Genomic DNA, 21,361 nt, shown 5'->3' with positions numbered 1-21,361 from the left:
ATACTAAAAATTTTGCGTCTCGGGTGCAAGAAAAGAGGGAGGCAATGCCTCCCTCTTTTGAAGTTGTGCCGGGTTTTAACCAAAGACTGCTTGCATCACGTAGAAGAAAATGACAGCCAGAAGTGCGCCCGCCGGCAGGGTCACGACCCAGGAAGCCACGATGTTCCGGACCACACCCAGGTTCAGGGCTGCAATACCGCGGGCAAAACCCACACCCAGTACCGCACCCACCAGAGTTTGTGTGGTGGAGATCGGCAGACCTGTACCTGAGGCCAGTACCACGGTTGAAGCGGTTGCCAGCTGCGCAGCGAAGCCACGGCTTGGCGTCAGCTCGGTGATCCCGGTGCCGACAGTCGCCATCACTTTGTGGCCCAGGGTCGCCAGACCGACCACAATCCCGAAGCCACCCAGCGGCAGGATCCACCAGGCAATCGTTGATTTCTCTGCGATCTCACCCAGGTGCTCAACGGTTGAAACCACGGCAGACAGCGGACCAATCGCATTGGCCACATCGTTGGAGCCGTGGGCAAATGCCATGGCACAAGCCGTGACCACCATCAGCACGCTGAACACACGCTCAACACCGGCATAGCCGTTGCTGTCTACGGCCTGGCCGTCATCATCAGAATACTTGCGGTTGATGTAGAGGTAGCCTAGCAGCATGATCACTGCCGAAACTGCAATTGAGGCAAGCCAGGCTTCAGTGGTCGACAGGTGCAGGCCAACGTGCTTCAGGCCTTTTTTGATCGTGACCAGGGCAATGACCATCGCGGTGATGAACATGTACACCGGGACAAAGCGCTTGGCATTCACCAACGGGTTATCGGTATCAAAGATCAGGCGCTGGGCACTGATAAAGATCGCGTAGGCAAAGAAGCCGGAAATCAGCGGTGTGATGATCCAGCTACCGACAATCCCCTGGACTGAGCCCCAGTCGACGGCTTCGGTGCCGACAGAAACGCAGGCAAAACCGATGATGGCACCGATAATGGAGTGCGTGGTCGAGACCGGCCAGCCCATATAAGAGGCCAGCAGCAGCCAGGTACCGGCGGCCAGCAGGGCGGACATCATGCCGTAAACCAGTACTTCCGGCTGATCGGCGTAGTGCGCAGTCTCGATCACCCCTTTACGGATGGTATCGGTCACTTCACCGCCGGCCAGATAGGCGCCGGCAAATTCGAAAATCATCGCAATGATGATCGCCTGTTTCACGGTTAGCGCTTTGGAGCCTACAGAGGTGCCCATGGCGTTGGCAACATCATTGGCACCAATACCAATCGCCATTAAAAAGCCGAATAAAGCCGCCACCACGATAATCATGGTGCCGTAATTAGCCAGGATTTCCATTGTAAAACCTTGTTTTTGTTACAATCTTTCGCTTATGAGCGCGATAGCATGATTTCCAGGCGTGAGCCGACACGTTGTGCCTGATCGGCGATGGCGCCAACCCACTCCAGAATTTTGTACAGGAACATGACATCAACCGGGTTGTGCTGATCTTCAATGGACATGAGCTGCTGACGCAGTTGGATTTGCATAGAATCCGTATCGTCTTCGATCACGTCCAATTGATTGATCATTTCAGCCACCAAGGTGACTTCACGACCTTTAAAACCGGTTTCCAGCAACTCATCCAGTTCGTTAATCACCCGGCTGGCTTGATTGGCCGCATCCAGACAACGCTGAACATAGGCAATAAAGTCGGGGTACATTGCGACAGGGATTTGAAGCTGACGGCCCAGAACGCGGCCGGCGATATCTTTGGACAGGTTAGCGAGTTTATCCTGCTGGGTAAGGAGGCCGAGCATGTCAGTCCGGTCGACAGGCATGAACAGACCACGTGGAAGTTTGAGGCGGATCTCACGCTTGAGGACATCGGCATCTTTTTCAAGTTGCGAGATCTGTTCGCGTAAGGTGGCTGCTTTATCCCAGTCCCCGGCGTGACACGCCTCGAAAAATGGTACAAGCAGTTCGCAACATTCAGTTACCCGGGTAACATGACGTTGCAGCGGTTTGATTGGGGATTTAGCAAAGAGCCCCATAATTGTATTTACTGGCATAGCCGATCAACCTAAAGAGCGCCTAAAAAGGCTAATTCTTGAGCGATGGTCACAGAGGCGCGCATGTTAACGTATAAGTTAGTACAGGGGAACTAATTTTGATCAAGGTTTTGTCGATATTTCCTGCTTGCCCCGGAGCAAGATTGGAAATATCCTTGGTTTGCCACTGTTTATAGGTATAACTATGGAAACCGAGATAGAACTGAAGTTTTTCGTCTCACCGGAATTTTCGAGTCAATTATTACGCAAAATTGCCGAAGCGAAAATTCTGCAACAAAGTCGTCGACAATTAGGCAATGTCTATTTCGACACACCAGACCAAATTCTTCGCCAGCACGATATCGGCCTGCGGGTCCGTCGTTATGATGATGTGTTTGTTCAGACCCTGAAAACCGCAGGACGGGTGGTTGCCGGTTTACACCAGCGCCCCGAATATAACGCGGAAATCTCAGGCCCCGCTCCCGATCTTTCGCTGCATCCGGCAGATGCCTGGCCGGAAACCGTTGATGTTGCCGCGGTCCAGCAGCAACTGACCCCACTATTCTCGACTGATTTTGAACGTCAGCAATGGCTGATTGCGATGCCTGACGGCAGCCAGATCGAACTGGCATTTGATCAGGGCGAAGTCAGTGCCAATGATCAGAGCAATCCGATTTGCGAAGTGGAGCTGGAGCTGAAATCCGGCCAGACAGACGCCTTATTTACCCTGGCCCGGGATTTGTGCAGCGACGGCGGCATGCGACTGGGGAACCTGAGCAAGGCGGCCCGTGGCTACCGCCTGGCCGCCGGTTATCTGGGTGATGCCGTCAAACCCCTCGCTTTTGTGCCGGTGCAGGACAGCGATTCGATTGAATCTTTGTTCGTGCGGACCCTGGAGCATGCCCTGGATCACTGGCATTACCATGAACAGATTTTTGCCGAGCGGCTGGAGCTGCCGGCATTGCAGGAAATTTACCAAGCCTTGTGCCTGATCCGCCAGACGCTGTCCCTGTTCGGCAGCATGATCCCGCGTCGTGCCAGCGCCCTGCTTCGCCAGGAGCTGAATTGGCTGGAAGGGGAGCTGGACTGGATTGACGAGTACCTCAGCATTGAGCGCCTGCTGGCCGATAAAGGCTATGCGCTGAAAAAACTCAATGCCCGCAAAGCGATGGTGAAACAGCTCAAAGCCCGCAAAGATGAGTTGCCGGAAGATGAGGCGGTGATGACGCTGCTGGAATCCTCCCGCTATTGCGGCCTGTTGCTGGATCTGAGTCGCTGGATCTTAAGCCGCGGTTGGCAGCCGTTCCTGGATGACAAGGCGCGTGAGCGTCTGGCCGGGAATGTCAAAGGCTTCGCCGATACGGTGCTGGCCAAATCCTGGCAGGAGCTGGAAGAGTCCTTCCCAGAGGTTCGCCAGCTCAGCCGGGCCGATTATCTGGATCAGCACCCCCGTCTGCAACGCAATCTGCTCAGCGGCATTTGTCTGGCCGGTCTGTATGAAGAAGAGCGCCGTGCCAGCTTCCGCCTGCCTTGGCTGGATCTGTTGCAGGGGATCGAGGATCTGCGCCAGTTGGAGCCGATCCGCGCCCTGCAGGCGTTGCAGGAAGACGAAGAAGATCGACGTCAGATTGCCAAATGGCTGCAACGCAAGGAAGAGTCGTTGATCCATGCCATGGATCAGAGCCGCCAGATCGGTATCGAACAGGCGCCGTACTGGCCCTGAGTGGCCGGCAGCTCCCAGCGGCTGCACATGCATGTGTCCATCCATGAACGTCCTGCCCGCGCAGGACGTTTTTTTATCCAACTGATGTATGCTCTCCCCCGGTTGGCCAAGCCGGATGTGATCTGGCTTATGTTTGACGGCATCGATATTTTTTAGCATTAAATTTCCGCTATTTGCTGCCGACCTATAGAATATCGAAACCCATGATGCATCATGGCTTTCGGGGGATATTGCTCGTGATGACGGGCACAGGCCATGATAACCGGCTGATGTGAGCACTTTGGTTGTCAGCAGCGCTGCCGGGAACGCATCGAATATAAATGGAGATTCCAAATGGCGAAGATGGTATTCAAACCATGGGAGAAAGGGCTGACCAATATTCGGCTGGTGCCGAAATTGGTGCTGTTGATGGTGTTCAGTACGGTGTTGCTGATCGGAAAGCAACTGTGGGATGCGAGTACCTTTTACCAGTCCGTCATTGAAATTCAACAAGACCGGGCGCAGGAGCAAGCGCAGGCCAGCGCGGCCTTGCTGGGCAAGCTGCATGAACAGGGCGCATCCGGCAAAACGCTGGCCGAGCAGGTGATACTTGCCCAGGTGGGCAGCTGGAATGACGGTGCTTTCCTGTACCTGGTTGAGCGGGACAGCGGCAAGGTCTTGGGTCATCCGCAGGCCAGTACCCTGCGCGATTTATCGGCAACCCTGACAGACGGCAGCGATCTGGTCGGGAAGTTAACTTCCCTGTCGGGCAGCGGCGCGCTGGTGTTGCAGCAACCGGGTCGTTTTGAGTTTGCGGTTGAGCTGCCGCACTGGAACTGGCTGGTCGTGGCCTCACAACCTGCTTCCGAAGCCGAAGCTCATTACAATGAATACCTGGTTCAGGTGGCCTGGCAGACCGGGATGATGATTATCGCCTTTGTGGTGATCCTGCTGGGTGGCTCCAGTGTGATGCTGCGCCAGACCCGCTATCTGGCGGACAGCATCCAGCTGTTGGCGGCCCGGGATCTGTCACAACCAATTGAAATGGATTGCCGGGATGAGTATGGCGATCTGGCCCGCGAACTGGAAAAAACCCGGATTCAGCTCAATGAGGTGATCCATAACCAGCGCGATGCGGCGTCGGAGTTGTCCGGACTGGCGGAAGTGCTGTCGATCAGCATGATGGAAACCAAGGAGTCGGCGCAGGAAGAGTTCAATGAGATCGACCAACTGGCATCGGCAATGAGCGAGATGAGCTCCACGGTGCAGACGGTGGCCGATCATGCCCGGGAAGCGTCCAACGCCACCGAAGGCACCTCGGCGCAGGCTTCTCAGGGTCAGCAGTTTGTCTCTCAAACCATTCAAACCATCAACCAGCTGTCGCAGGACATCAGTCAGTCGGCCAATGCCGTGAACCAGGTGGAAGAGCGCGTGGTACAGATCGGCAGCGTGATTGTCACCATTCAGGGGATCTCCGAGCAGACCAACCTGCTGGCCCTGAACGCGGCGATCGAAGCGGCGCGGGCCGGTGAGGCCGGTCGCGGGTTCGCCGTGGTGGCGGATGAAGTGCGTAACCTGGCCCAGCGGACCCAGCAGGCGACGGTTGAGATCCAGGACATGATCACCCAGCTGCAAAACAGTGCCCAGCAGGCGGTCGGCCTGATGGAGCAGTCGGTGGTCGAAGCCGCGGAAGGGGTTGATCAGGTGACCAGTGCCGGCGGGGAGCTGGATAAGATTGTTGAGCAGGTCACCCGCCTTAATGACATGAACTTCCAAATTGCCTCGGCGGCTGAGCAGCAAAGTGCGGTCGCCGATGAAATGAACCAGAACCTGACCAATGTGCGTGAGCTGGTGGAAGCGTCCGTCGTCGTGGTCTCTGAGCTGTCCGAGACCTCGGAAACTATGCAGAACCATGCCACGGATCTGGAAGCCAAGATCCAGGCATTTCGGATCTGAGCCGGTCGTCAGCCGATAGCCCTGACGGGGGCATGGAAATCGTTTTAAGCCTAACGCCCGCTCCTTTGCGGGCGTTATAGTATGGTAAACCCTTAGGACAAGTTGACCGCGTTGCCGGGAATCAGAATAAAGGAATCGCAATGACCCAGCCTGATCTACTACTTGCTGCCGCTGACAAGGCACGCCACAACATCGAGCACGCCCATCCGGATCTCTGGGCGGCTTGGCCGGCCGAGCGCCAGGCCGAGTTGCATCAGGTGCTGGGGTACAGTGATTTTGTCGCCGCGTCGATTGTCCGGGACGGCAACCTGCTGCCCTGGCTGGCGCAGCATCTTGAGGATGACGATCATGCCACGACCTACCGGGAAACGCTGGCCGAGCGGCTCGCCGCGGCAACCGATGAAAACAGCCTGATGCGCCTGTTGCGTCAGTTCCGCCGTCAGGAAATGGTCTGGATTGCCTGGCGTGATTTTACCGGCAAAGCCACGTTGACGCAGAGCCTGGCACATTTGTCCCAACTGGCTGAAGCGCTGATCATGGAAGCGTACCTCTGGCTGTATCGCCAGTGCAGCCAGGAGTGGGGCACGCCCACCGATGCTAATGGGGTGGCGCAGCCGATGCTGATCCTCGGCATGGGCAAACTGGGCGGCGGCGAGCTGAACTTCTCATCGGATATCGATCTGATTTTCACTTATCCCGAAAACGGCGAAACCCAGGGCGGGCGGCGCAGCCTGGCCAATGCACAGTTCTTTACCCGGCTCGGCCAGCGGTTGATCAAGGTGCTCGACCAGCAGACGTTTGACGGCTTTTGCTACCGGGTCGACATGCGGCTGCGCCCGTTCGGGGACAGCGGTCCGCTGGTGATGAGCTTCGCGGCGCTGGAAGATTACTATCAGGAGCAGGGGCGCGACTGGGAGCGCTACGCGATGATCAAAGCCCGGGTGATGGGGCGTGAGAGTGTCAGTCATTACCAGGCGCTGCGCCAGATGCTGCGGCCGTTTGTGTTCCGCCGCTACATTGATTTCAGTGCCATTCAGTCGCTGCGGCGGATGAAGTCGATGATCAGCAGTGAAGTCCGGCGCCGGGGCCTGAGCAACAATATCAAGCTCGGGGCCGGAGGGATCCGGGAAGTGGAATTTATCGCCCAGTCCTTCCAGCTGATCCGCGGCGGGCGCGAGCCGGGCCTGCGCCATCGGGGGCTGTTTGAGACACTGGCCACGGTCCGGGAGCTGGCGTTGCTGCCGGCGGCGCAGGTGGATGCCCTGGTGGAAGGGTACAGCTTCCTGCGCCGGGTTGAGAATCTGCTGCAGGCCATTGATGATAAGCAAACCCAGACCCTGCCGGATAAGCCGCTGGATCAGCTGCGGCTGGCCGCGGCGCTCGGTTATGAAGACTGGGCGGCCCTGCACCAGGCGATTTACAGCCAGATGGCAGCAATTCACCAGGTGTTTGAGCACATCATCGGCAGCGACGAAGATGAAGAGCAGGCTGCGATTGACGCCCGGTTCCACGAAATGTGGGCGATGGTGAAAAATGAAGAGGTGCTGCTGAGTATTTTTGATGAGCTGGCGGCACCGGACGGTGCCAGCCAGACCAGTATCCTGCTGGGAATGAAAGCCGAGCTGTCCAAGCGGACCCTCGGCCCGCGCGGGCGCGAGGTCTTGGCCAAGCTGATGCCGGAGGTGCTGGCGCGGATCACCACCCGGCCCGATGCCGTGCATGTGTTGGGACGGGTTACCAAGCTGATCGTTCGGGTGGCGACCCGAACCACCTACCTGGAGCTGCTGAGCGAGCACCCGGCGGCGCTGGATCAGCTGGTGCGGTTGTGTGCGGCCAGCCCGATGGTGGCCGAGCAGCTGACCCAGTACCCGATCCTGCTCGATGAACTGCTCGACCCGCAACATCTGTATCATCCGACGCCGCTGGATCAGTACCAGGACGAACTGCGCGAGTACCTGGCCCGGATCCCGGAAGAGGATATGGAGCAGCAGATGGAAGCGATCCGCCAGTTCAAGCAGGCTCAGTTGCTGCGGATTGCGGCGGCGGATATTGCCGGGGCATTGCCGCTGATGAAAGTAAGTGATCACTTAACCTATCTGGCCGAAGCTATTATTGCCGCCGTCGTCAACCAGGCCTGGCTGCAGATGGCAGAGAAATACGGCGAGCCGACCCACCTGCAGGATCGGGACGGTAAGGGATTCGGCGTCCTCGGCTACGGCAAGATTGGCGGTTGGGAGCTCGGCTACGGCTCGGATCTGGATTTGGTGTTCCTCCATGACTGCCCGGAGCATATCTATACCAACGGACCGAAAGAGATTGACGGTCGTCAGTTTTACCTGCGCCTGGCCCAGCGGATTGTCCACCTGTTCTCGACCCGGACGGCGTCCGGGGTGCTGTATGAAGTGGATGTCCGGCTGCGTCCGTCCGGGGCTTCCGGCTTGCTGGTCAGCACCATCGATGCCTTTTCGGCGTATCAGCAGCAGGAAGCCTGGACCTGGGAGCATCAGGCCCTGGTCCGGGCGCGCATGGTGTACGGCGATCAACCGTTGCAGCAGGCCTTTGCCAAGGTGCGCCAGGCGACGCTGATGCAACCACGCGAGGCGGCGGCCCTGCAGACTGAGGTGGTGTCGATGCGCCATAAAATGCGCGACCACCTCGGCAGCAAAAAGCCGGGCATGTTTGGTCTGAAACAGGATGTCGGCGGCATTACCGACATCGAATTCATCGCGCAGTACCTGGTGTTGTGCCATGCCGGCGGTGAGCGGGCACTGACTCGCTGGTCGGACAATATCCGGATTTTTGAAACCATGGCCGACTGTGACATCCTCAGTCCGGCGCAGGCGGCGGCTTTGAAGCAGGCCTATTGTCACCTGCGTGATGAGATCCACCGTCTCAATCTGCTGGGGCTGCCGGCCTATGTGCCGGAGGAGCAGTTCCGGGTCGAGCGTGATACGGTGGCGCAGATTTGGCAGCAGTGCTTTCCGTCAGATGCAGACGGTTAGGGCTTGTGGTAGTATTTTTCCGTTTTTTCTATCCCGGAGATAATAATGAAACTGACACTTCCTGATTATGATCAAGCAGGTGTGCTGGTGGTGGGTGATGTGATGCTGGACCGCTACTGGTACGGCCCGACCGGGCGTATTTCGCCGGAAGCACCGGTGCCTGTGGTGAAGGTCGATCAGATCGAAGAGCGTCCGGGCGGCGCGGCCAACGTCGCGATGAATATCGCAGCCCTGGGCGGTCACGCCCGTCTGGTCGGTCTGACCGGCATTGATGAAGCGGCCAAGGCGTTGACCGAAAAGTTATCATCTCTGGACGTGCGCTGTGATTTCGTGTCGCTGCCGGATTACCCGACGATCACCAAGCTGCGGGTCATGAGCCGCGGCCAGCAGTTGATCCGTCTGGATTTTGAAGAAGGTTTTCACGATGTGAATGCCGACCTGATCCTGCCGCGCCTGCAGCAGTCCCTGCCGAATGTCAAAGCGGTGATCCTGTCGGATTACGCCAAAGGTGCACTGGAACACGTTCAGGCGATGATCCAGCTGTCCCGCCAGGCTGGTGTGCCGGTGATGGTGGATCCGAAAGGGACCGAGTTCGAGCGCTATCGCGGCGCGACTTTGCTGACGCCGAACCTGTCGGAGTTCGAAGCGGTGGTCGGCAAAGTGAACGGCGATGATGACCTGGTTGAAAAAGGCCTGGGGCTGATCGAGCAGTTTGACTTTGAAGCCCTGCTGGTCACCCGCAGTGAGCACGGGATGACCCTGTTGCAGAAAGGTCAGGCGCCGTTGCACATGCCGACTCAGGCGAAGGAAGTTTACGATGTGACCGGTGCCGGTGATACTGTGATTTCGGTGCTGGCGGCGTCGCTGGCGGCCGGTAAATCGCTGTCGGATGCCTGTAAGCTGGCCAATGCCGCCGCTGGTGTCGTGGTCGGTAAACTGGGGACGTCGACGCTGTCGACCATCGAGCTGACCGATGCGATTCACGGCAGTCAGGACAGCGGCTTCGGCGTGATCAGCGAAGCGCAGCTCAAGCAGGCGGTGAAAGCCGCGCGTGCCCGGGGCGAGAAAGTGGTGATGACCAATGGTTGTTTCGACATTCTGCATGCCGGTCACGTGGCTTACCTCAATGAAGCGGCCAAGCTGGGCGATCGCCTGATTGTGGCGGTGAACTCTGACAGCTCGGTGCAGAAGCTGAAAGGTCCGGGACGTCCGGTGAATCCGGAAGATCGCCGGATGGCCGTGCTGGCCGGGCTGGGGGCTGTTGATTGGGTCGTACCGTTCAGCGAGGAAACCCCGCAGCGCCTGATCAGTGAAATTCTGCCGAGCCTGTTGGTGAAAGGCGGGGATTACAAGCCGGAAGCAATTGCCGGGGGTCAGGAAGTGATTGCTGCCGGTGGCGAAGTCAAAGTCCTGAACTTTGAAGACGGCTGCTCGACGACGGAGATCATCGAAGCGATCCGCGGCGGACGCGGCTAATCGCCCCCGTTGGTTCCCGTTCCGCGACCTGAGGTTGCGGGCAACAAAAAAGCGCCATCACTGATGGCGCTTTTTTTATTCGGCTGCTGCTCCCGGCTGCTTCTCCCGATGTCAACCGGGAGGCCGGAAGATTGGATTATTTCCCTTCGGTCAGACCGGCATTGACGTCGAGGATATCCTGCTCGCTCAGGGTCCCGACCGCTTGCTTCAGCTGAAGCTGGCTGATGATGTAGTCGTAGCGGGCATTGGCCAGCTGACGGTTGGCATCATACAGACGGCGGGTCGCATCCAGCACATCTACAATGGTCCGGGTTCCGACATCGAAACCGGCTTCGGTGGCTTCCAGCGCAGAGCGGGCAGAGACCACTGACTGCTGGTAAGCACGCAGGGCACCGATCGAAGCATTGATGTTGTTGTAGAAGGCGCGGACGTCCTTCACCACGCTGCGGTAGGAGCCTTCCAGGCCTTCGCTGGCCGAGACGTAGGCAAATTGCGCCTGTTTCACTTCAGAGGTCACGCGGCCACCGGTATACAGCGGCAGCTTCAGGTTGATCCCGGCGCTCAGGGTGCCGTCATCCGAGTGATTGAATTCGTTGTAGTCGTAACCGGCGTCAAACGACAGGGTTGGCAGATGACCGGTTTCGGCCAGCGAAATCCGATCGCGGGCCACATCCTGGGTAATACGCGCCGTCAGCAGGCTTAGGTTCTCGGTTTCCGCATCTTTGATCAGCTGATCGACCCGTGCTTTCGGGCCGCTGGCCGAAAAGCGGTTGGTGTCGAGAATGCTCAGGTCCGTGTGGGCCTGGCCGGTAATTTCACGCAGCCCTTCGTAGCTGTTGGTCAGGCTGTTCTCTGCCAGAATCTCATCGGCCAGCACGCTGTCGTACTGGGCCTGGGCATCATGCACGTCTGTGATGGCAGACAGACCGACTTCGAAGCGTTGCTTGGTCTGCTCCAGTTGGCGACCGACCGCGGCTTTTTCTGCCCGGACAAACTCCAGGTTGTCCATCGCACGCAGTACGTCGAAATAAGCATTGGCCACCCGAAGGATCAGGGTTTGTTGGGAGACCGCATACGAGGCATCGCTCTGACGGGCCTGCTTCTCGCTGATGTCCAGGTTGACCCAGCTAGCGCGGTTATAAAGGGATTGGCTCAGGGTCAGACCGCCGTTGAAGCCTTCATCATCACCGTCCATGCGGGCCACGGTATAGCCGGCACCGAGGTTGATTTGTGGGAGCAGCTGACTGCGGGATGAATTAATCGCTTCAAACGCTGCATCTCTATCGGCAGCAGCACGGAGCAGCTGAGGGTCATTCTGTTTGGCTTGTTGGTAGATCTCGGCGAGATCATCCGCCAGAGCAGCTTGGCTCAAGCCGCCAAGCGCGACGCTAATAATAAGCGGAAGCAATTTTTTCATTGATGCCTTTCCTGATCCTGACAAAAACAGTGCAAAGATAGTCAGTCTACACCCAGGAACCTTGCCTGAAACTGATCATCGCTCATATTTTACTTGAATTTAACCTGATGTATTTTCTCATAGGTGATTGTAATCTATCCAACTCTAAATTTGGACTTAAAAAAAATCATAATATTTGTCATAAATGTTGAATTAAACCATTGCTGCCGGCGGCTATGAATGAAAAGATATAAGGCAAAGGGAGATAACCGCATGAGTCATAAGCAATCTACAGGCCAGGACGGCTTCAGCAAGGCGGATGTCGAGGTGTTGTCCACCGAGACGGCGTACCAGGGATTTTTCCGGATGGTGAAATATCGCCTGCGCCACAAATTGTTCGCCGGGGGCTGGAGTGCGCCGCTGGAGCGGGAGCTGTTTGAGCGCGGCCAGGCCGCGGCGCTGCTGCCCTATGATCCGAAGACCGACACCGTGGTACTGCTTGAGCAGTTCCGGGTGGGTGCCCTGGCCGCGGATTGTGCCCCGTGGCAGCTGGAAATTGTCGCCGGGATCATCGAGCCGGGCGAGAGTGCCGAAGACGTGGTCTGCCGGGAAGCGGTCGAAGAAGCCGGGGTCACGGTCAGCGGGCTGAAAAAAATTACCCGCTACCTGTCCAGTTCCGGCGGTTGCTCGGAAACGCTGGACATCTTTGTCGGCCGGGTCGACAGCAGCAAGGCCGCCGGGATCCATGGTCTGGCTCATGAGGGAGAAGATATCCGGGTCCGTGTAGTCTCCCGTCAGCAAGCCTTCCAGTGGGTAGAATCTGGTAAAATTGAAAATGCCGCCTCAATCATTGCGCTACAATGGTTGCAACTAAACTATTTAGACTTGCAGGCAAAAACTCAGTAACCAGTCCACAGGCTTAAGGACTCCGATTGAATAAACGATACACCGTGGATCTCGCTGGTATCATGCGACTGTATGAAACCAACTATGCGAAGCTGCTCCCATTACTGCCTAAAAGTGATCAGGTAGGAGACGTGTGCGTCTACCAGGTTTGTGACTTGGAGTACCAACTGACGATCACCGAATCAACCCGTTATACCACGCTGGTTGAGCTGTGGCAGCGCTCGGACGGGGAGCTGCCGTTGTATCTGATCCCCCGGCTGACGGTCCGGTTATACCATGATGCCAGAGTCGCAGAAGTGTGTACCGCCCAGCAGATTTCCCGGCTGAAGCCGCGGTATGATTACCCCAATTTGCGAATGCATCAACAAGATGAAAAGCATCAGGTTAATCGCTTTTTGGGAGACTGGCTGGCCTATTGCCTCCGGCATGGGATCAGCAAGCAATCGGTTTGTTAACAGTATTAAATAAACAAGGTTTTTGACGTTTTGCAGACGTATTCTCTGCCGCAGACGAACCCCGACAGCGTGGTTCTCCTCCAAATTACCGATACCCATTTATTTGCCGATGCGGCAGGTAGTCTGCTGGGTGTTGCAACCCGGGACAGTTTCCACGCGGTGCTGGATGCTGTGGACGCGGCTGCCCGGCCGTTTGATGCAGTCGTGGCCACGGGTGATATCTCGCAAGATCACTCCCAGCAGTCCTATCAGCGCTTTTGTGACGGGATTGCCCGCTGGCCCCAGCCGTGTTTCTGGCTGCCGGGGAACCATGACTATCAGCCGAGTATGACCGCCGTACTGCCGTCGCCGCAGATCAAGCCGTGTCAGCAGGTGCTGGCCGGAGCCCACTGGCAGGTGATCCTGCTCGACAGCCAGGTTCAGGGCGTGCCGCACGGCGAACTCAGCCCGGCCCAGCTCAGCATGCTGGATCAGGCGCTGGCCGCCCATCCGGAGCGCCATGCGCTGGTGCTGCTGCACCATCATCCGCTGGAAGCCGGCAGCGCCTGGTTAGATCAGCACAAACTGCACAATGCCGAGGCATTCTGGCAGGTGGTGGACAAGTACCCGCAGGTCAAGGCCATTTTGTGCGGCCATATTCACCAGGAGCTGGACCGTTTGTGCCGCGGGGTGCGGGTGCTGGCGACACCGTCGACCTGTATTCAGTTTCTGCCTGATTCACACGACTTTGCGCTGGATCCGAAAAATCCGGGCTGGCGCTATCTGGAGCTGACCAACCAGGGCGAGGTGATCACCCAGGTGTCCCGGATCGCGGGCGATCAGTTTCAGCCGCAGTTTGATGCCGGAGGCTACTGATGAAACCGTCCCTGCTCCTGTATTTGCACGGCTTTAACAGCTCGCCGCAGTCGCTCAAAGCGCAGCAGATGGCCCACTACTGCCGCCTGCACCGGCCGGATATTCGGGTCGAGATCCCGCAACTGCCGTGTTATCCGGCAGCGGCGGCTGAGTTGATCGACCAGCTGGTCGCGTCTGCTTTGCCGAACTACCGGATTGGCCTGGTGGGCAGCTCGCTTGGCGGCTATCTCTCGACCTGGCTTAGCCAGCGTTATGACTTGCCGGCGGTGCTGGTGAACCCGGCGGTGAAACCGTATGAGTTGCTGGTCGATTATCTGGGCGAGCAGGAAAACCCGTATACCGGCGAACGCTATGTGCTGCAACCGCAGCATATGGATGAACTCCGGCAGTTGGATGTGGCGGATCTGGCCACGCCCGCGAATTTTTGGCTGTTGCAGCAGGAAGGCGACGAAGTACTGGATTACCGCCAGGCGGTGGCCAAATATGCCGCTTGCAAACAGACCGTGGAGCCGGGTGGCGACCACAGTTTCGTCGGATTCGATCGTTTTCCCTCAGACATCATTGCGTTCCTCGGGTTATAACCTGACCTGACCGGTGCTGAGAGCGGCCCGGCGGGTGGAGCGCGACTCACAATTGTGGCCCTTATCTATACCCTCAGCTTGACAACCGGGCTGGGGTTACTGAGTATTGTGGCAAAAATTTTCTCGTAAATTTCCGTAAACTATGACAGATCAGAGCTATAACGCTGGCGCCATTGAAGTTCTCAATGGCCTCGAGCCCGTACGGCGTCGTCCCGGGATGTACACGGATACGGCGCGGCCGAACCACCTTGGTCAGGAAGTCATCGATAACAGTGTCGATGAAGCGCTGGCCGGCCATGCCCGCAAAGTCGAAGTGATCCTCCATGCCGACCAGTCCCTTGAGGTGATTGATGACGGCCGGGGGATGCCGGTGGACATCCACCCGGAAGAAGGGGTGTCCGGTGTTGAATTGATCCTGTGTAAGCTGCATGCCGGGGGTAAATTCTCCGGGAAGAACTACCAGTTCTCCGGCGGTCTGCACGGGGTCGGGATCTCAGTGGTCAATGCTCTGTCGAACCGGGTGGAAGTCACCGTCAAGCGCGATGGTCAGATCTACCAGATTGCTTTTGAGCACGGGGACAAGGTCTCTGAGCTCGAAGTGATCGGCACCTGTGGCCGCCGGGCCAAAGGAACCCGGGTCCATTTCTGGCCGGATGCCAAATACTTCGACAGCCCGAAATTCTCCGTCTCCCGCCTGAAAAGCGTGCTCAAGGCCAAAGCCGTGCTGTGTCCGGGGCTGGAGATCGTCTTCACCGACAAGGTCAATGATGAAATCCTGAGTTGGTGCTATGAAGACGGCCTGAAAGACTACCTGGCCGAAGGCGTCAAGGGCTACACCCTGCTGCCGGAAGAGCCGTTTACCGGCGCGTTCAGCGGCCAGACCGAAGCGGCCGACTGGGCCTTGCTGTGGCTGCCGGAAGGCGGCGAGCTGCTGACGGAAAGTTACGTCAACCTGATCCCGACTGCGCAGGGCGGGACCCATGTCAACGGCCTGCGTCAGGGCCTGCTCGATGCCATGCGCGAGTTTTGTGAATTCCGCAACATGCTGCCGCGCGGGGTCAAGCTGACCGCCGATGATATCTGGGATCGCTGTGCCTATGTGCTGTCGGTGAAAATGCAGGATCCGCAGTTTGCCGGTCAGACCAAAGAGCGCCTGTCGTCCCGTCAGTGCGCCGCTTTTGTCTCCGGGGTGGTGAAAGATGCCTTCAGTCTGTGGCTCAACGAGCGCCCGCAGCTGGCCGAGCAACTGGCCGAAGTGTGTATTGCCAACGCCCAGCGCCGGATGCGTGCCAGCAAGAAGGTGGTGCGCAAGAAAATCGCCTCCGGTCCGGCGCTGCCGGGTAAACTGGCGGACTGCTCGCAGCAGGATCTCAGCCGGACCGAGCTGTTCCTGGTCGAGGGGGACTCGGCGGGCGGCTCTGCCAAGCAGGCCCGGGATCGCGACTTCCAGGCCATCATGCCGCTGCGCGGTAAAATTCTGAATACCTGGGAAGTCTCGGCTGATCAGGTGCTGGCTTCGCAGGAAGTGCATGATATTTCCGTGGCACTGGGGATCGACCCGGACAGCGACGACCTGAGCGGTCTGCGCTACGGCAAAATCTGTGTGCTGGCGGATGCGGACTCCGATGGACTGCATATCGCGACCCTGCTGTGCGCGCTGTTTATGAAGCACTTCCAGGCGCTGGTGCGTGCCGGCCACGTGTTTATTGCCATGCCGCCGCTGTACCGGATCGATCAGGGCAAAGAGGTTTACTACGCGCTGGATGAAGCCGAGAAAGAAGGCGTGCTGGAGCGCTTGAGCGGCAAGCGCGGCAAGATCAACGTACAGCGCTTTAAAGGTCTGGGTGAGATGAACCCGTTGCAGCTGCGCGAAACCACCATGGATCCCAATACCCGACGTCTGGTTCAGCTGACGATTGATGACGATCAGCAGACTGCGGAGATGATGGACATGCTGCTGGGCAAGAAGCGGGCGGAAGATCGCCGCCACTGGCTGCAGTCGAAAGGAGACATGGCCGAAGTGTGAGGGGATGGCCCCGGTTTCGGGGGCCATTCCGCAACGGCTGCCATTGCGCCTGCAGACCCAAGATATACGCCGTCGGTACCCGGTACCGGCGGCGACCAAGAATGATTGAACGGAATACCCCACGATGACTGATGTCTCAATGGATGGCGTGGAACAGCTTCCGCTGCGGAAGTTCACCGAAGACGCCTACCTCAATTACTCCATGTACGTGATCATGGATCGTGCCCTGCCGTTTATCGGTGACGGCCTCAAGCCGGTGCAGCGGCGGATCATCTACGCGATGTCCGAGCTGGGGCTGTCGGCGACGGCCAAGTATAAGAAATCGGCCCGGACCGTCGGTGACGTGCTCGGTAAATATCACCCGCACGGTGATTCTGCCTGTTACGAAGCCATGGTGCTGATGGCGCAGCCATTTTCCTATCGTTACCCGCTGGTGGACGGCCAGGGCAACTGGGGGGCGCCGGATGACCCGAAGTCTTTCGCGGCGATGCGTTATACCGAATCGCGCCTGTCCCGTTTCTCGGAAGTGCTGCTGAGCGAGCTGGGTCAGGGCACCGCGGACTGGGTACCGAACTTTGACGGCACCATGAAAGAGCCGAAAATGCTGCCGGCCCGCCTGCCGCATATCCTGCTCAACGGGGTCACCGGGATCGCCGTGGGGATGGCGACCGATATCCCGCCGCACAACGCCCGTGAAGTCACCGAGGCGGTGGTGCATCTGATTGACCACCCCAAGGCGGAGCTGGATGAGCTGATGAGCTTCGTTCAGGGCCCGGATTACCCGACTGAAGCGGAAATCATCACCCCGAAAAGCGAGCTGAAAAAAGTGTATCGCAGTGGCCGCGGCAGTATCAAAATGCGCGCGGTCTGGCACAAGGACAACGGCGACATCGTGGTGACGGCCCTGCCGCACCAGGTCTCCGGCGCTAAGCTGCTGGAGCAGATCGCCAACCAGATGCGAGCCAAGAAGCTGCCGATGGTCGAAGATCTGCGCGACGAGTCGGACCATGAGAACCCGACCCGGATCGTGATCGTCCCGCGCTCTAATCGCGTCGATTGCGAGCAGCTGATGAACCACCTGTTTGCCTCGACCGATCTGGAAAAGAGCTACCGGGTGAACCTGAATATGCTGGGGCTCGATGGCCGTCCGCAGGTGAAAGGGCTGATGGATATTCTCGGCGAGTGGCTGATCTTCCGTCGTGAAACAGTGCGCCGCCGCTTGCAGTACCGTCTGGATAAAGTCAATGCCCGCCTGCATATCCTGGAAGGTTTGCTGGCCGCTTACCTCAACATTGATGAGGTGATTGAGATTATCCGGACCGAGGACGACCCGAAGGCCGAGCTGATGGCCCGGTTCGGCCTCACGGAGATCCAGGCCGATGCGATCCTGGAAATCAAGCTGCGCCAGTTGGCGAAGCTGGAAGAGATCAAGATCCGCGGCGAGCAGGACGAGCTGTCGCAAGAGCGTGACAAGCTGGAGAAACTGTTGGGCTCCGAGCGTCGCCTCAATACGCTGCTCAAAAAAGAGCTGTTGGCGGATGCCGAGAAGTACGGTGATGATCGCCGCTCACCACTGATCGAGCGGGAAGAAGCTAAGGCGCTGACCGAGCGTGATCTGGTGCCGAGTGAGCCGATCACTGTAGTGTTGTCGGAAAAAGGCTGGATCCGTCATGCCAAAGGGCATGATGTGGACCCGACCACGCTGAGCTACAAGTCCGGGGACGGCTACCAGGCCCATGCCCGTGGCAAGAGCAACCAACCGGCGATTTTCCTGGCGACCGACGGTCGCAGCTACGCGCTGGAGTCGCATACTTTGCCTTCGGCCCGAAGCCAGGGCGAACCGATCACCGGCCGACTTAACCTGTCGCCGGGCACCAGCATGCGTCAGGTACTGATGGCCGAAGAGAGCCAGCTATGGCTGATGGGCTCGGATGCCGGCTATGGCTTTATCTGTAAGACCGCTGAAATGGTGTCGAAGAACAAGAGCGGGAAAGCCCTGCTGACGGTGCCGGAAAGTGCCGAGGTGATGCCGCCGCAGCCGATTGGGGATCTCGAGCAGGATGAGATCCTGGCGATCACCAATGAAGGCCGGATGCTGCTGTTCCCGATCAAAGAGCTGCCGCAGCTCGGTAAGGGCAAGGGCAATAAGATCATCAATATTCCGGCGGCCCGCTCCAAGGCCCGTGAGGAGTATTTGTCGCAATTGGCGGTGTTGCCGGCCAATGCGACCATTACGCTGTATGCCGGTAAGCGCAAGCTGGGACTGAAAGCGTCCGATCTGGACAACTTCCGCGGTGAGCGCGGTCGTCGCGGAACTATGCTGCCCCGCGGTCTGCAGCGGGTGACCCGGATGGAAATCGAGCTGCCGGGCGGCAGTGACGAGGCCTAAACCCGCAGCACGATGATGTGCAAAGCCCTCTTCGGAGGGCTTTTTTGTGCCCGAAAGCCAAGCGCGCGTAAATTATCCACGAAAGAGGTGTAATTTCCTGCTCTCTGAGTATACTAGCGAACGCTTGTACGCTGAGGAGAGTTACATGATTTTTGTCTTGCGAATGATTGCGGTTGCTGTGTTTGCCGTAGTGATGTTTGTTTTTGGCTGTGGCTATTGCCTGCTCAGCCCACGGAACCCGAAGCACGTGCACACCTTCGGTCGTCTGTTCAGCAAGATGTCCCGGGTGTTTGGGATCAAGCTGGAAATCCGCTACGCTGACGGGGCCGATCAGGTCGGGCCGAGCGTCTATGTGGCGAACCATCAGAACAATTTCGATTTGTTCACGGTCTCCGGTGCGGTGATGCCGCGTACGGTGACGGTGGGTAAGAAAAGCCTGGCCTGGACGCCGCTGTTTGGGCAGCTGTACTGGCTGAGCGGTAACATCCTGATTGACCGTGCCAACCGCAGCAAAGCGGCCGGGACCATCGGTCAGGTGGTTGAGAAAATTAAACAGCGCAACGTGTCGGTGTGGATGTTCCCGGAAGGGACTCGTTCGCGCGGCCGTGGTCTGCTGCCGTTTAAAACCGGGGCGTTCCACGCGGCGATTGGCGCCGGTGTGCCGGTGGTGCCGATTGTCTGCAGTTCGACAGAGCACGTGAAGATGAACCGCTGGGATAACGGGGTGGTGATTGTGGAAGTGATGCCGCCGGTCTCCACACAAGGCTACACTAAAGAAGACGTCCGCCATCTGTCGAATACCTGCCATGAGATGATGGCCGCCAAGCTGGAAGCCCTCAATGCCGAAGCGGTTCAGCGTGCAGCCAACAAGTAACCGCTAAGCTTATGATTGGCAACAGCGAAAATCACAAAAGGACATGCGGGGCGTGTCCTTTTTGTTTGTGAATTGATCCAGAGAGAATATGGCACAAGAGCAGGTAGTATTAGTCGACCCGCAGGGGCGGGTGTTGGGAGCCCGGGAAAAAATGCAGGCTCACCGGGAGGGTGCGTTGCACCTGGCATTTTCGGTGTTGCTGTATCGTGAGACGCCACAAGGGCGGGCGTATCTGATGCAGCAGCGCGCGCTGGGCAAATATCACAGCGGGGGGCTGTGGACCAATACCTGTTGTTCCCACCCGCGCCGGGAAGAAACCCTGGCTCAGGCCGGGATCCGCCGCTTGTCGGAAGAGATGGGGATCACCACAGTGGCGCAGCTGGAAGACATCGCCCGTTTTGTCTACCGTGCCGAGTTGGACAACCAGCTGATTGAGCATGAGCTGGACCATGTGCTGGTGGCGTGTGTTTCTTCGCTGGCAGTGGTCCCGAACCCGGATGAGGTGATGGCGCATCGCTGGTGGCCGGAACAAGAACTGGTGCAGGCGGTGGCAGAGACGCCGGAGCAGTTCACGGCCTGGTTCCCGCAGGTACTGGCCTATGTGCAGGCACACTGACCGTCCGTCGAAATGAACCAAAAAAAAAGCTGTCCGAAGACAGCTTTTTTTATCACGTTTTACCGCGTTATTCACAACCGGGCGATCGCTTATTTACGGACCGCAATCGCTTCGATTTCAATTTTGACGTCTTTCGGCAGACGTGCGACTTCCACACAAGAGCGGGCCGGATACGGCGCGTTGTGCTCGTCAAAGAAGTTTCCGTACACCTCGTTTACGATACCGAAGTCGTTCAGATCTTTGACAAAGACCGTCATCTTCACGATGTCGGCTACTTTCAGGCCCGATGATTCAACCACGGCCTTCACGTTTTCCAGAGACTGACGCGCTTGCTCGGCGATATCCTCGGCAACTTCGCCGGTGGCCGGGTTGACCGGGATCTGGCCGGAAGTCAGGATCATATTGCCCAGATCAACGCCCTGAACGTAAGGGCCGATCGCTGCCGGTGCCTGATCGGTGTGTAGTACTTGAGTCATTGGTTGTCCTTACTCAGTCAGTTACAACGAATTTGAGAGGGCTTTAGTGTGCAGCTCAAACCGGTTGAGGTCAAAGTATTTTCCTGTGACCGCCGCAGGATTTTTTATGCTAGTTTGGGATACCCAGCCGGGCCTTGACCACTTGCTCACATTGCTCGATCCGGGTGATGTCTTTCGGCGCAACCATCACGGTATCGTTGCCGCCGACCGTGCCGAGAATTTCAGCATGGGGCTGGATATCGATGAGCCGGGCCACGAGCTGGGCACTGCCGGGATGGGTTTTGACCACTACCACCAGCTGGTTGTGGGTAATGAATTCGATTTGCGAGGCGATGGAAGAGCCGACCTGGACCGGTTCGCTTTCGACCGTCAGGCAGTAGACCTTCTTGCCGTAGGCGTTCGGGATTTTGGCGACGCCCAGGCGCGAGAGTAGCCGTGAAACCGTCGACTGGCTGACATCGTCATAGCCCAGGTCGATCAGCCGCTGGCGGATGTCATCCTGGGTGGTAAAGCTTTGTTGCTGAAGCAGGCGCTTACAGGCCGCAGCGATATTTTCATCGGGGGGAAATGCATTCATCGCGCCGTGCGAATGGGCTCCAATCACGGGCAACT

General features: G+C 58.0%; 17 protein-coding genes. 12 read left to right on the top strand and 5 right to left on the bottom strand.

What is annotated here, in order from left to right; all coding sequences use genetic code 11:
- Positions 1 to 75 precede the first annotated feature (75 nt).
- Positions 76 to 1,347 (bottom strand): inorganic phosphate transporter, encoded by a 1,272-nt coding sequence (locus tag NH461_RS14420; protein ID WP_261601012.1) that lies wholly within the window; start codon positions 1,345 to 1,347, stop codon positions 76 to 78.
- 32 nt (positions 1,348 to 1,379) lie between these two features.
- Positions 1,380 to 2,060: a TIGR00153 family protein gene (locus tag NH461_RS14415; protein WP_261601011.1), complete on the bottom strand. Its 681-nt coding sequence runs from the start codon at positions 2,058 to 2,060 to the stop codon at positions 1,380 to 1,382.
- Positions 2,061 to 2,244: 184 nt separating this feature from the next.
- On the opposite strand from NH461_RS14415, the gene NH461_RS14410 reads away from it, so the two are divergent.
- From NH461_RS14410 to hldE, 4 genes are all read left to right on the top strand, one after another.
- Positions 2,245 to 3,762, top strand: coding sequence for an inorganic triphosphatase (locus NH461_RS14410; RefSeq protein WP_261601010.1), 1,518 nt, complete (start codon positions 2,245 to 2,247; stop codon positions 3,760 to 3,762).
- Between the two features lie 333 nt (positions 3,763 to 4,095).
- Positions 4,096 to 5,697, top strand: a complete 1,602-nt coding sequence (locus NH461_RS14405) for a methyl-accepting chemotaxis protein (RefSeq protein WP_261601009.1) — start codon at positions 4,096 to 4,098, stop codon at positions 5,695 to 5,697.
- A 140-nt stretch (positions 5,698 to 5,837) separates the two neighbouring features.
- The gene (gene glnE, locus NH461_RS14400; RefSeq protein WP_261601008.1) at positions 5,838 to 8,699 is read left to right on the top strand and encodes a bifunctional [glutamate--ammonia ligase]-adenylyl-L-tyrosine phosphorylase/[glutamate--ammonia-ligase] adenylyltransferase; all 2,862 of its coding nucleotides are present in this window, start codon (positions 5,838 to 5,840) and stop codon (positions 8,697 to 8,699) included.
- 45 nt (positions 8,700 to 8,744) lie between these two features.
- On the top strand, positions 8,745 to 10,175 hold the full coding sequence (gene hldE / locus NH461_RS14395; protein WP_261601007.1) for a bifunctional D-glycero-beta-D-manno-heptose-7-phosphate kinase/D-glycero-beta-D-manno-heptose 1-phosphate adenylyltransferase HldE: 1,431 nt from the start codon (positions 8,745 to 8,747) through the stop codon (positions 10,173 to 10,175).
- 136 nt (positions 10,176 to 10,311) lie between these two features.
- Here hldE and tolC read toward each other — a convergent pair whose 3' ends face one another.
- The gene (tolC, locus tag NH461_RS14390) at positions 10,312 to 11,592 is read right to left on the bottom strand and encodes an outer membrane channel protein TolC (protein ID WP_261601006.1); all 1,281 of its coding nucleotides are present in this window, start codon (positions 11,590 to 11,592) and stop codon (positions 10,312 to 10,314) included.
- Between the two features lie 252 nt (positions 11,593 to 11,844).
- Between tolC and nudF the strand changes: the two genes are divergently transcribed.
- From nudF to idi, 8 genes are all read left to right on the top strand, one after another.
- Complete coding sequence (gene nudF / locus NH461_RS14385; protein WP_261601005.1) at positions 11,845 to 12,477, top strand: ADP-ribose diphosphatase; 633 nt, start codon at positions 11,845 to 11,847, stop codon at positions 12,475 to 12,477.
- A gap of 26 nt (positions 12,478 to 12,503) precedes the next feature.
- Positions 12,504 to 12,932 carry a DUF1249 family protein gene (locus NH461_RS14380; protein WP_261601004.1) on the top strand — a complete coding sequence of 143 codons (429 nt, stop codon included), beginning with the start codon at positions 12,504 to 12,506 and terminating at the stop codon, positions 12,930 to 12,932.
- Positions 12,933 to 12,962: 30 nt separating this feature from the next.
- Entirely contained in the window at positions 12,963 to 13,787 is an 825-nt protein-coding gene (gene cpdA / locus NH461_RS14375; RefSeq protein ID WP_261601003.1) for a 3',5'-cyclic-AMP phosphodiesterase, read from the top strand.
- Positions 13,787 to 14,368 carry an esterase YqiA gene (gene yqiA, locus NH461_RS14370; protein ID WP_261601002.1) on the top strand — a complete coding sequence of 194 codons (582 nt, stop codon included), beginning with the start codon at positions 13,787 to 13,789 and terminating at the stop codon, positions 14,366 to 14,368. The genes cpdA and yqiA overlap by 1 nt, the downstream gene beginning before the upstream one ends.
- A gap of 142 nt (positions 14,369 to 14,510) precedes the next feature.
- Positions 14,511 to 16,394 carry a DNA topoisomerase IV subunit B gene (gene parE, locus NH461_RS14365; protein ID WP_261601001.1) on the top strand — a complete coding sequence of 628 codons (1,884 nt, stop codon included), beginning with the start codon at positions 14,511 to 14,513 and terminating at the stop codon, positions 16,392 to 16,394.
- Between the two features lie 124 nt (positions 16,395 to 16,518).
- Entirely contained in the window at positions 16,519 to 18,783 is a 2,265-nt protein-coding gene (parC, locus tag NH461_RS14360; protein WP_261601000.1) for a DNA topoisomerase IV subunit A, read from the top strand.
- Between the two features lie 145 nt (positions 18,784 to 18,928).
- The gene (locus tag NH461_RS14355; RefSeq protein ID WP_261600999.1) at positions 18,929 to 19,657 is read left to right on the top strand and encodes a 1-acylglycerol-3-phosphate O-acyltransferase; all 729 of its coding nucleotides are present in this window, start codon (positions 18,929 to 18,931) and stop codon (positions 19,655 to 19,657) included.
- Positions 19,658 to 19,745: 88 nt separating this feature from the next.
- Positions 19,746 to 20,273, top strand: coding sequence for an isopentenyl-diphosphate Delta-isomerase (idi, locus tag NH461_RS14350; RefSeq protein WP_261600998.1), 528 nt, complete (start codon positions 19,746 to 19,748; stop codon positions 20,271 to 20,273).
- Positions 20,274 to 20,362: 89 nt separating this feature from the next.
- Here the strand turns inward: idi and NH461_RS14345 are convergent, their stop codons facing one another.
- Both NH461_RS14345 and NH461_RS14340 read right to left on the bottom strand, forming a co-directional pair.
- Positions 20,363 to 20,749 (bottom strand): Rid family detoxifying hydrolase, encoded by a 387-nt coding sequence (locus NH461_RS14345; protein ID WP_261600997.1) that lies wholly within the window; start codon positions 20,747 to 20,749, stop codon positions 20,363 to 20,365.
- A 109-nt stretch (positions 20,750 to 20,858) separates the two neighbouring features.
- A complete protein-coding gene (locus tag NH461_RS14340; RefSeq protein WP_261602920.1) occupies positions 20,859 to 21,326 on the bottom strand; it encodes an arginine repressor in 468 nt (155 codons plus the stop codon).
- Positions 21,327 to 21,361 lie beyond the last annotated feature (35 nt).

The sequence above is a fragment of the Photobacterium sp. TY1-4 genome, assembly GCF_025398175.1.
Classification (GTDB): Bacteria; Pseudomonadota; Gammaproteobacteria; order Enterobacterales; family Vibrionaceae; genus Photobacterium.
This window is presented reverse-complemented; position numbering and strand designations above follow the sequence as displayed.

What these genes read in the sequence shown, in the direction of transcription:
- yqiA (WP_261601002.1), top strand. Translation starts at nt 13,787, where the DNA reads ATGAAACCGTCCCTGCTCCTGTATTTGCACGGCTTTAACAGCTCGCCG.
- NH461_RS14415 (WP_261601011.1), bottom strand. Translation starts at nt 2,060, where the DNA reads ATGCCAGTAAATACAATTATGGGGCTCTTTGCTAAATCCCCAATCAAA.
- NH461_RS14405 (WP_261601009.1), top strand. Translation starts at nt 4,096, where the DNA reads ATGGCGAAGATGGTATTCAAACCATGGGAGAAAGGGCTGACCAATATT.
- NH461_RS14345 (WP_261600997.1), bottom strand. Translation starts at nt 20,749, where the DNA reads ATGACTCAAGTACTACACACCGATCAGGCACCGGCAGCGATCGGCCCT.
- glnE (WP_261601008.1), top strand. Translation starts at nt 5,838, where the DNA reads ATGACCCAGCCTGATCTACTACTTGCTGCCGCTGACAAGGCACGCCAC.
- idi (WP_261600998.1), top strand. Translation starts at nt 19,746, where the DNA reads ATGGCACAAGAGCAGGTAGTATTAGTCGACCCGCAGGGGCGGGTGTTG.
- tolC (WP_261601006.1), bottom strand. Translation starts at nt 11,592, where the DNA reads ATGAAAAAATTGCTTCCGCTTATTATTAGCGTCGCGCTTGGCGGCTTG.
- NH461_RS14420 (WP_261601012.1), bottom strand. Translation starts at nt 1,347, where the DNA reads ATGGAAATCCTGGCTAATTACGGCACCATGATTATCGTGGTGGCGGCT.
- parC (WP_261601000.1), top strand. Translation starts at nt 16,519, where the DNA reads ATGACTGATGTCTCAATGGATGGCGTGGAACAGCTTCCGCTGCGGAAG.
- parE (WP_261601001.1), top strand. Translation starts at nt 14,511, where the DNA reads ATGACAGATCAGAGCTATAACGCTGGCGCCATTGAAGTTCTCAATGGC.
- nudF (WP_261601005.1), top strand. Translation starts at nt 11,845, where the DNA reads ATGAGTCATAAGCAATCTACAGGCCAGGACGGCTTCAGCAAGGCGGAT.
- NH461_RS14355 (WP_261600999.1), top strand. Translation starts at nt 18,929, where the DNA reads ATGATTTTTGTCTTGCGAATGATTGCGGTTGCTGTGTTTGCCGTAGTG.
- hldE (WP_261601007.1), top strand. Translation starts at nt 8,745, where the DNA reads ATGAAACTGACACTTCCTGATTATGATCAAGCAGGTGTGCTGGTGGTG.
- NH461_RS14410 (WP_261601010.1), top strand. Translation starts at nt 2,245, where the DNA reads ATGGAAACCGAGATAGAACTGAAGTTTTTCGTCTCACCGGAATTTTCG.
- NH461_RS14340 (WP_261602920.1), bottom strand. Translation starts at nt 21,326, where the DNA reads ATGAATGCATTTCCCCCCGATGAAAATATCGCTGCGGCCTGTAAGCGC.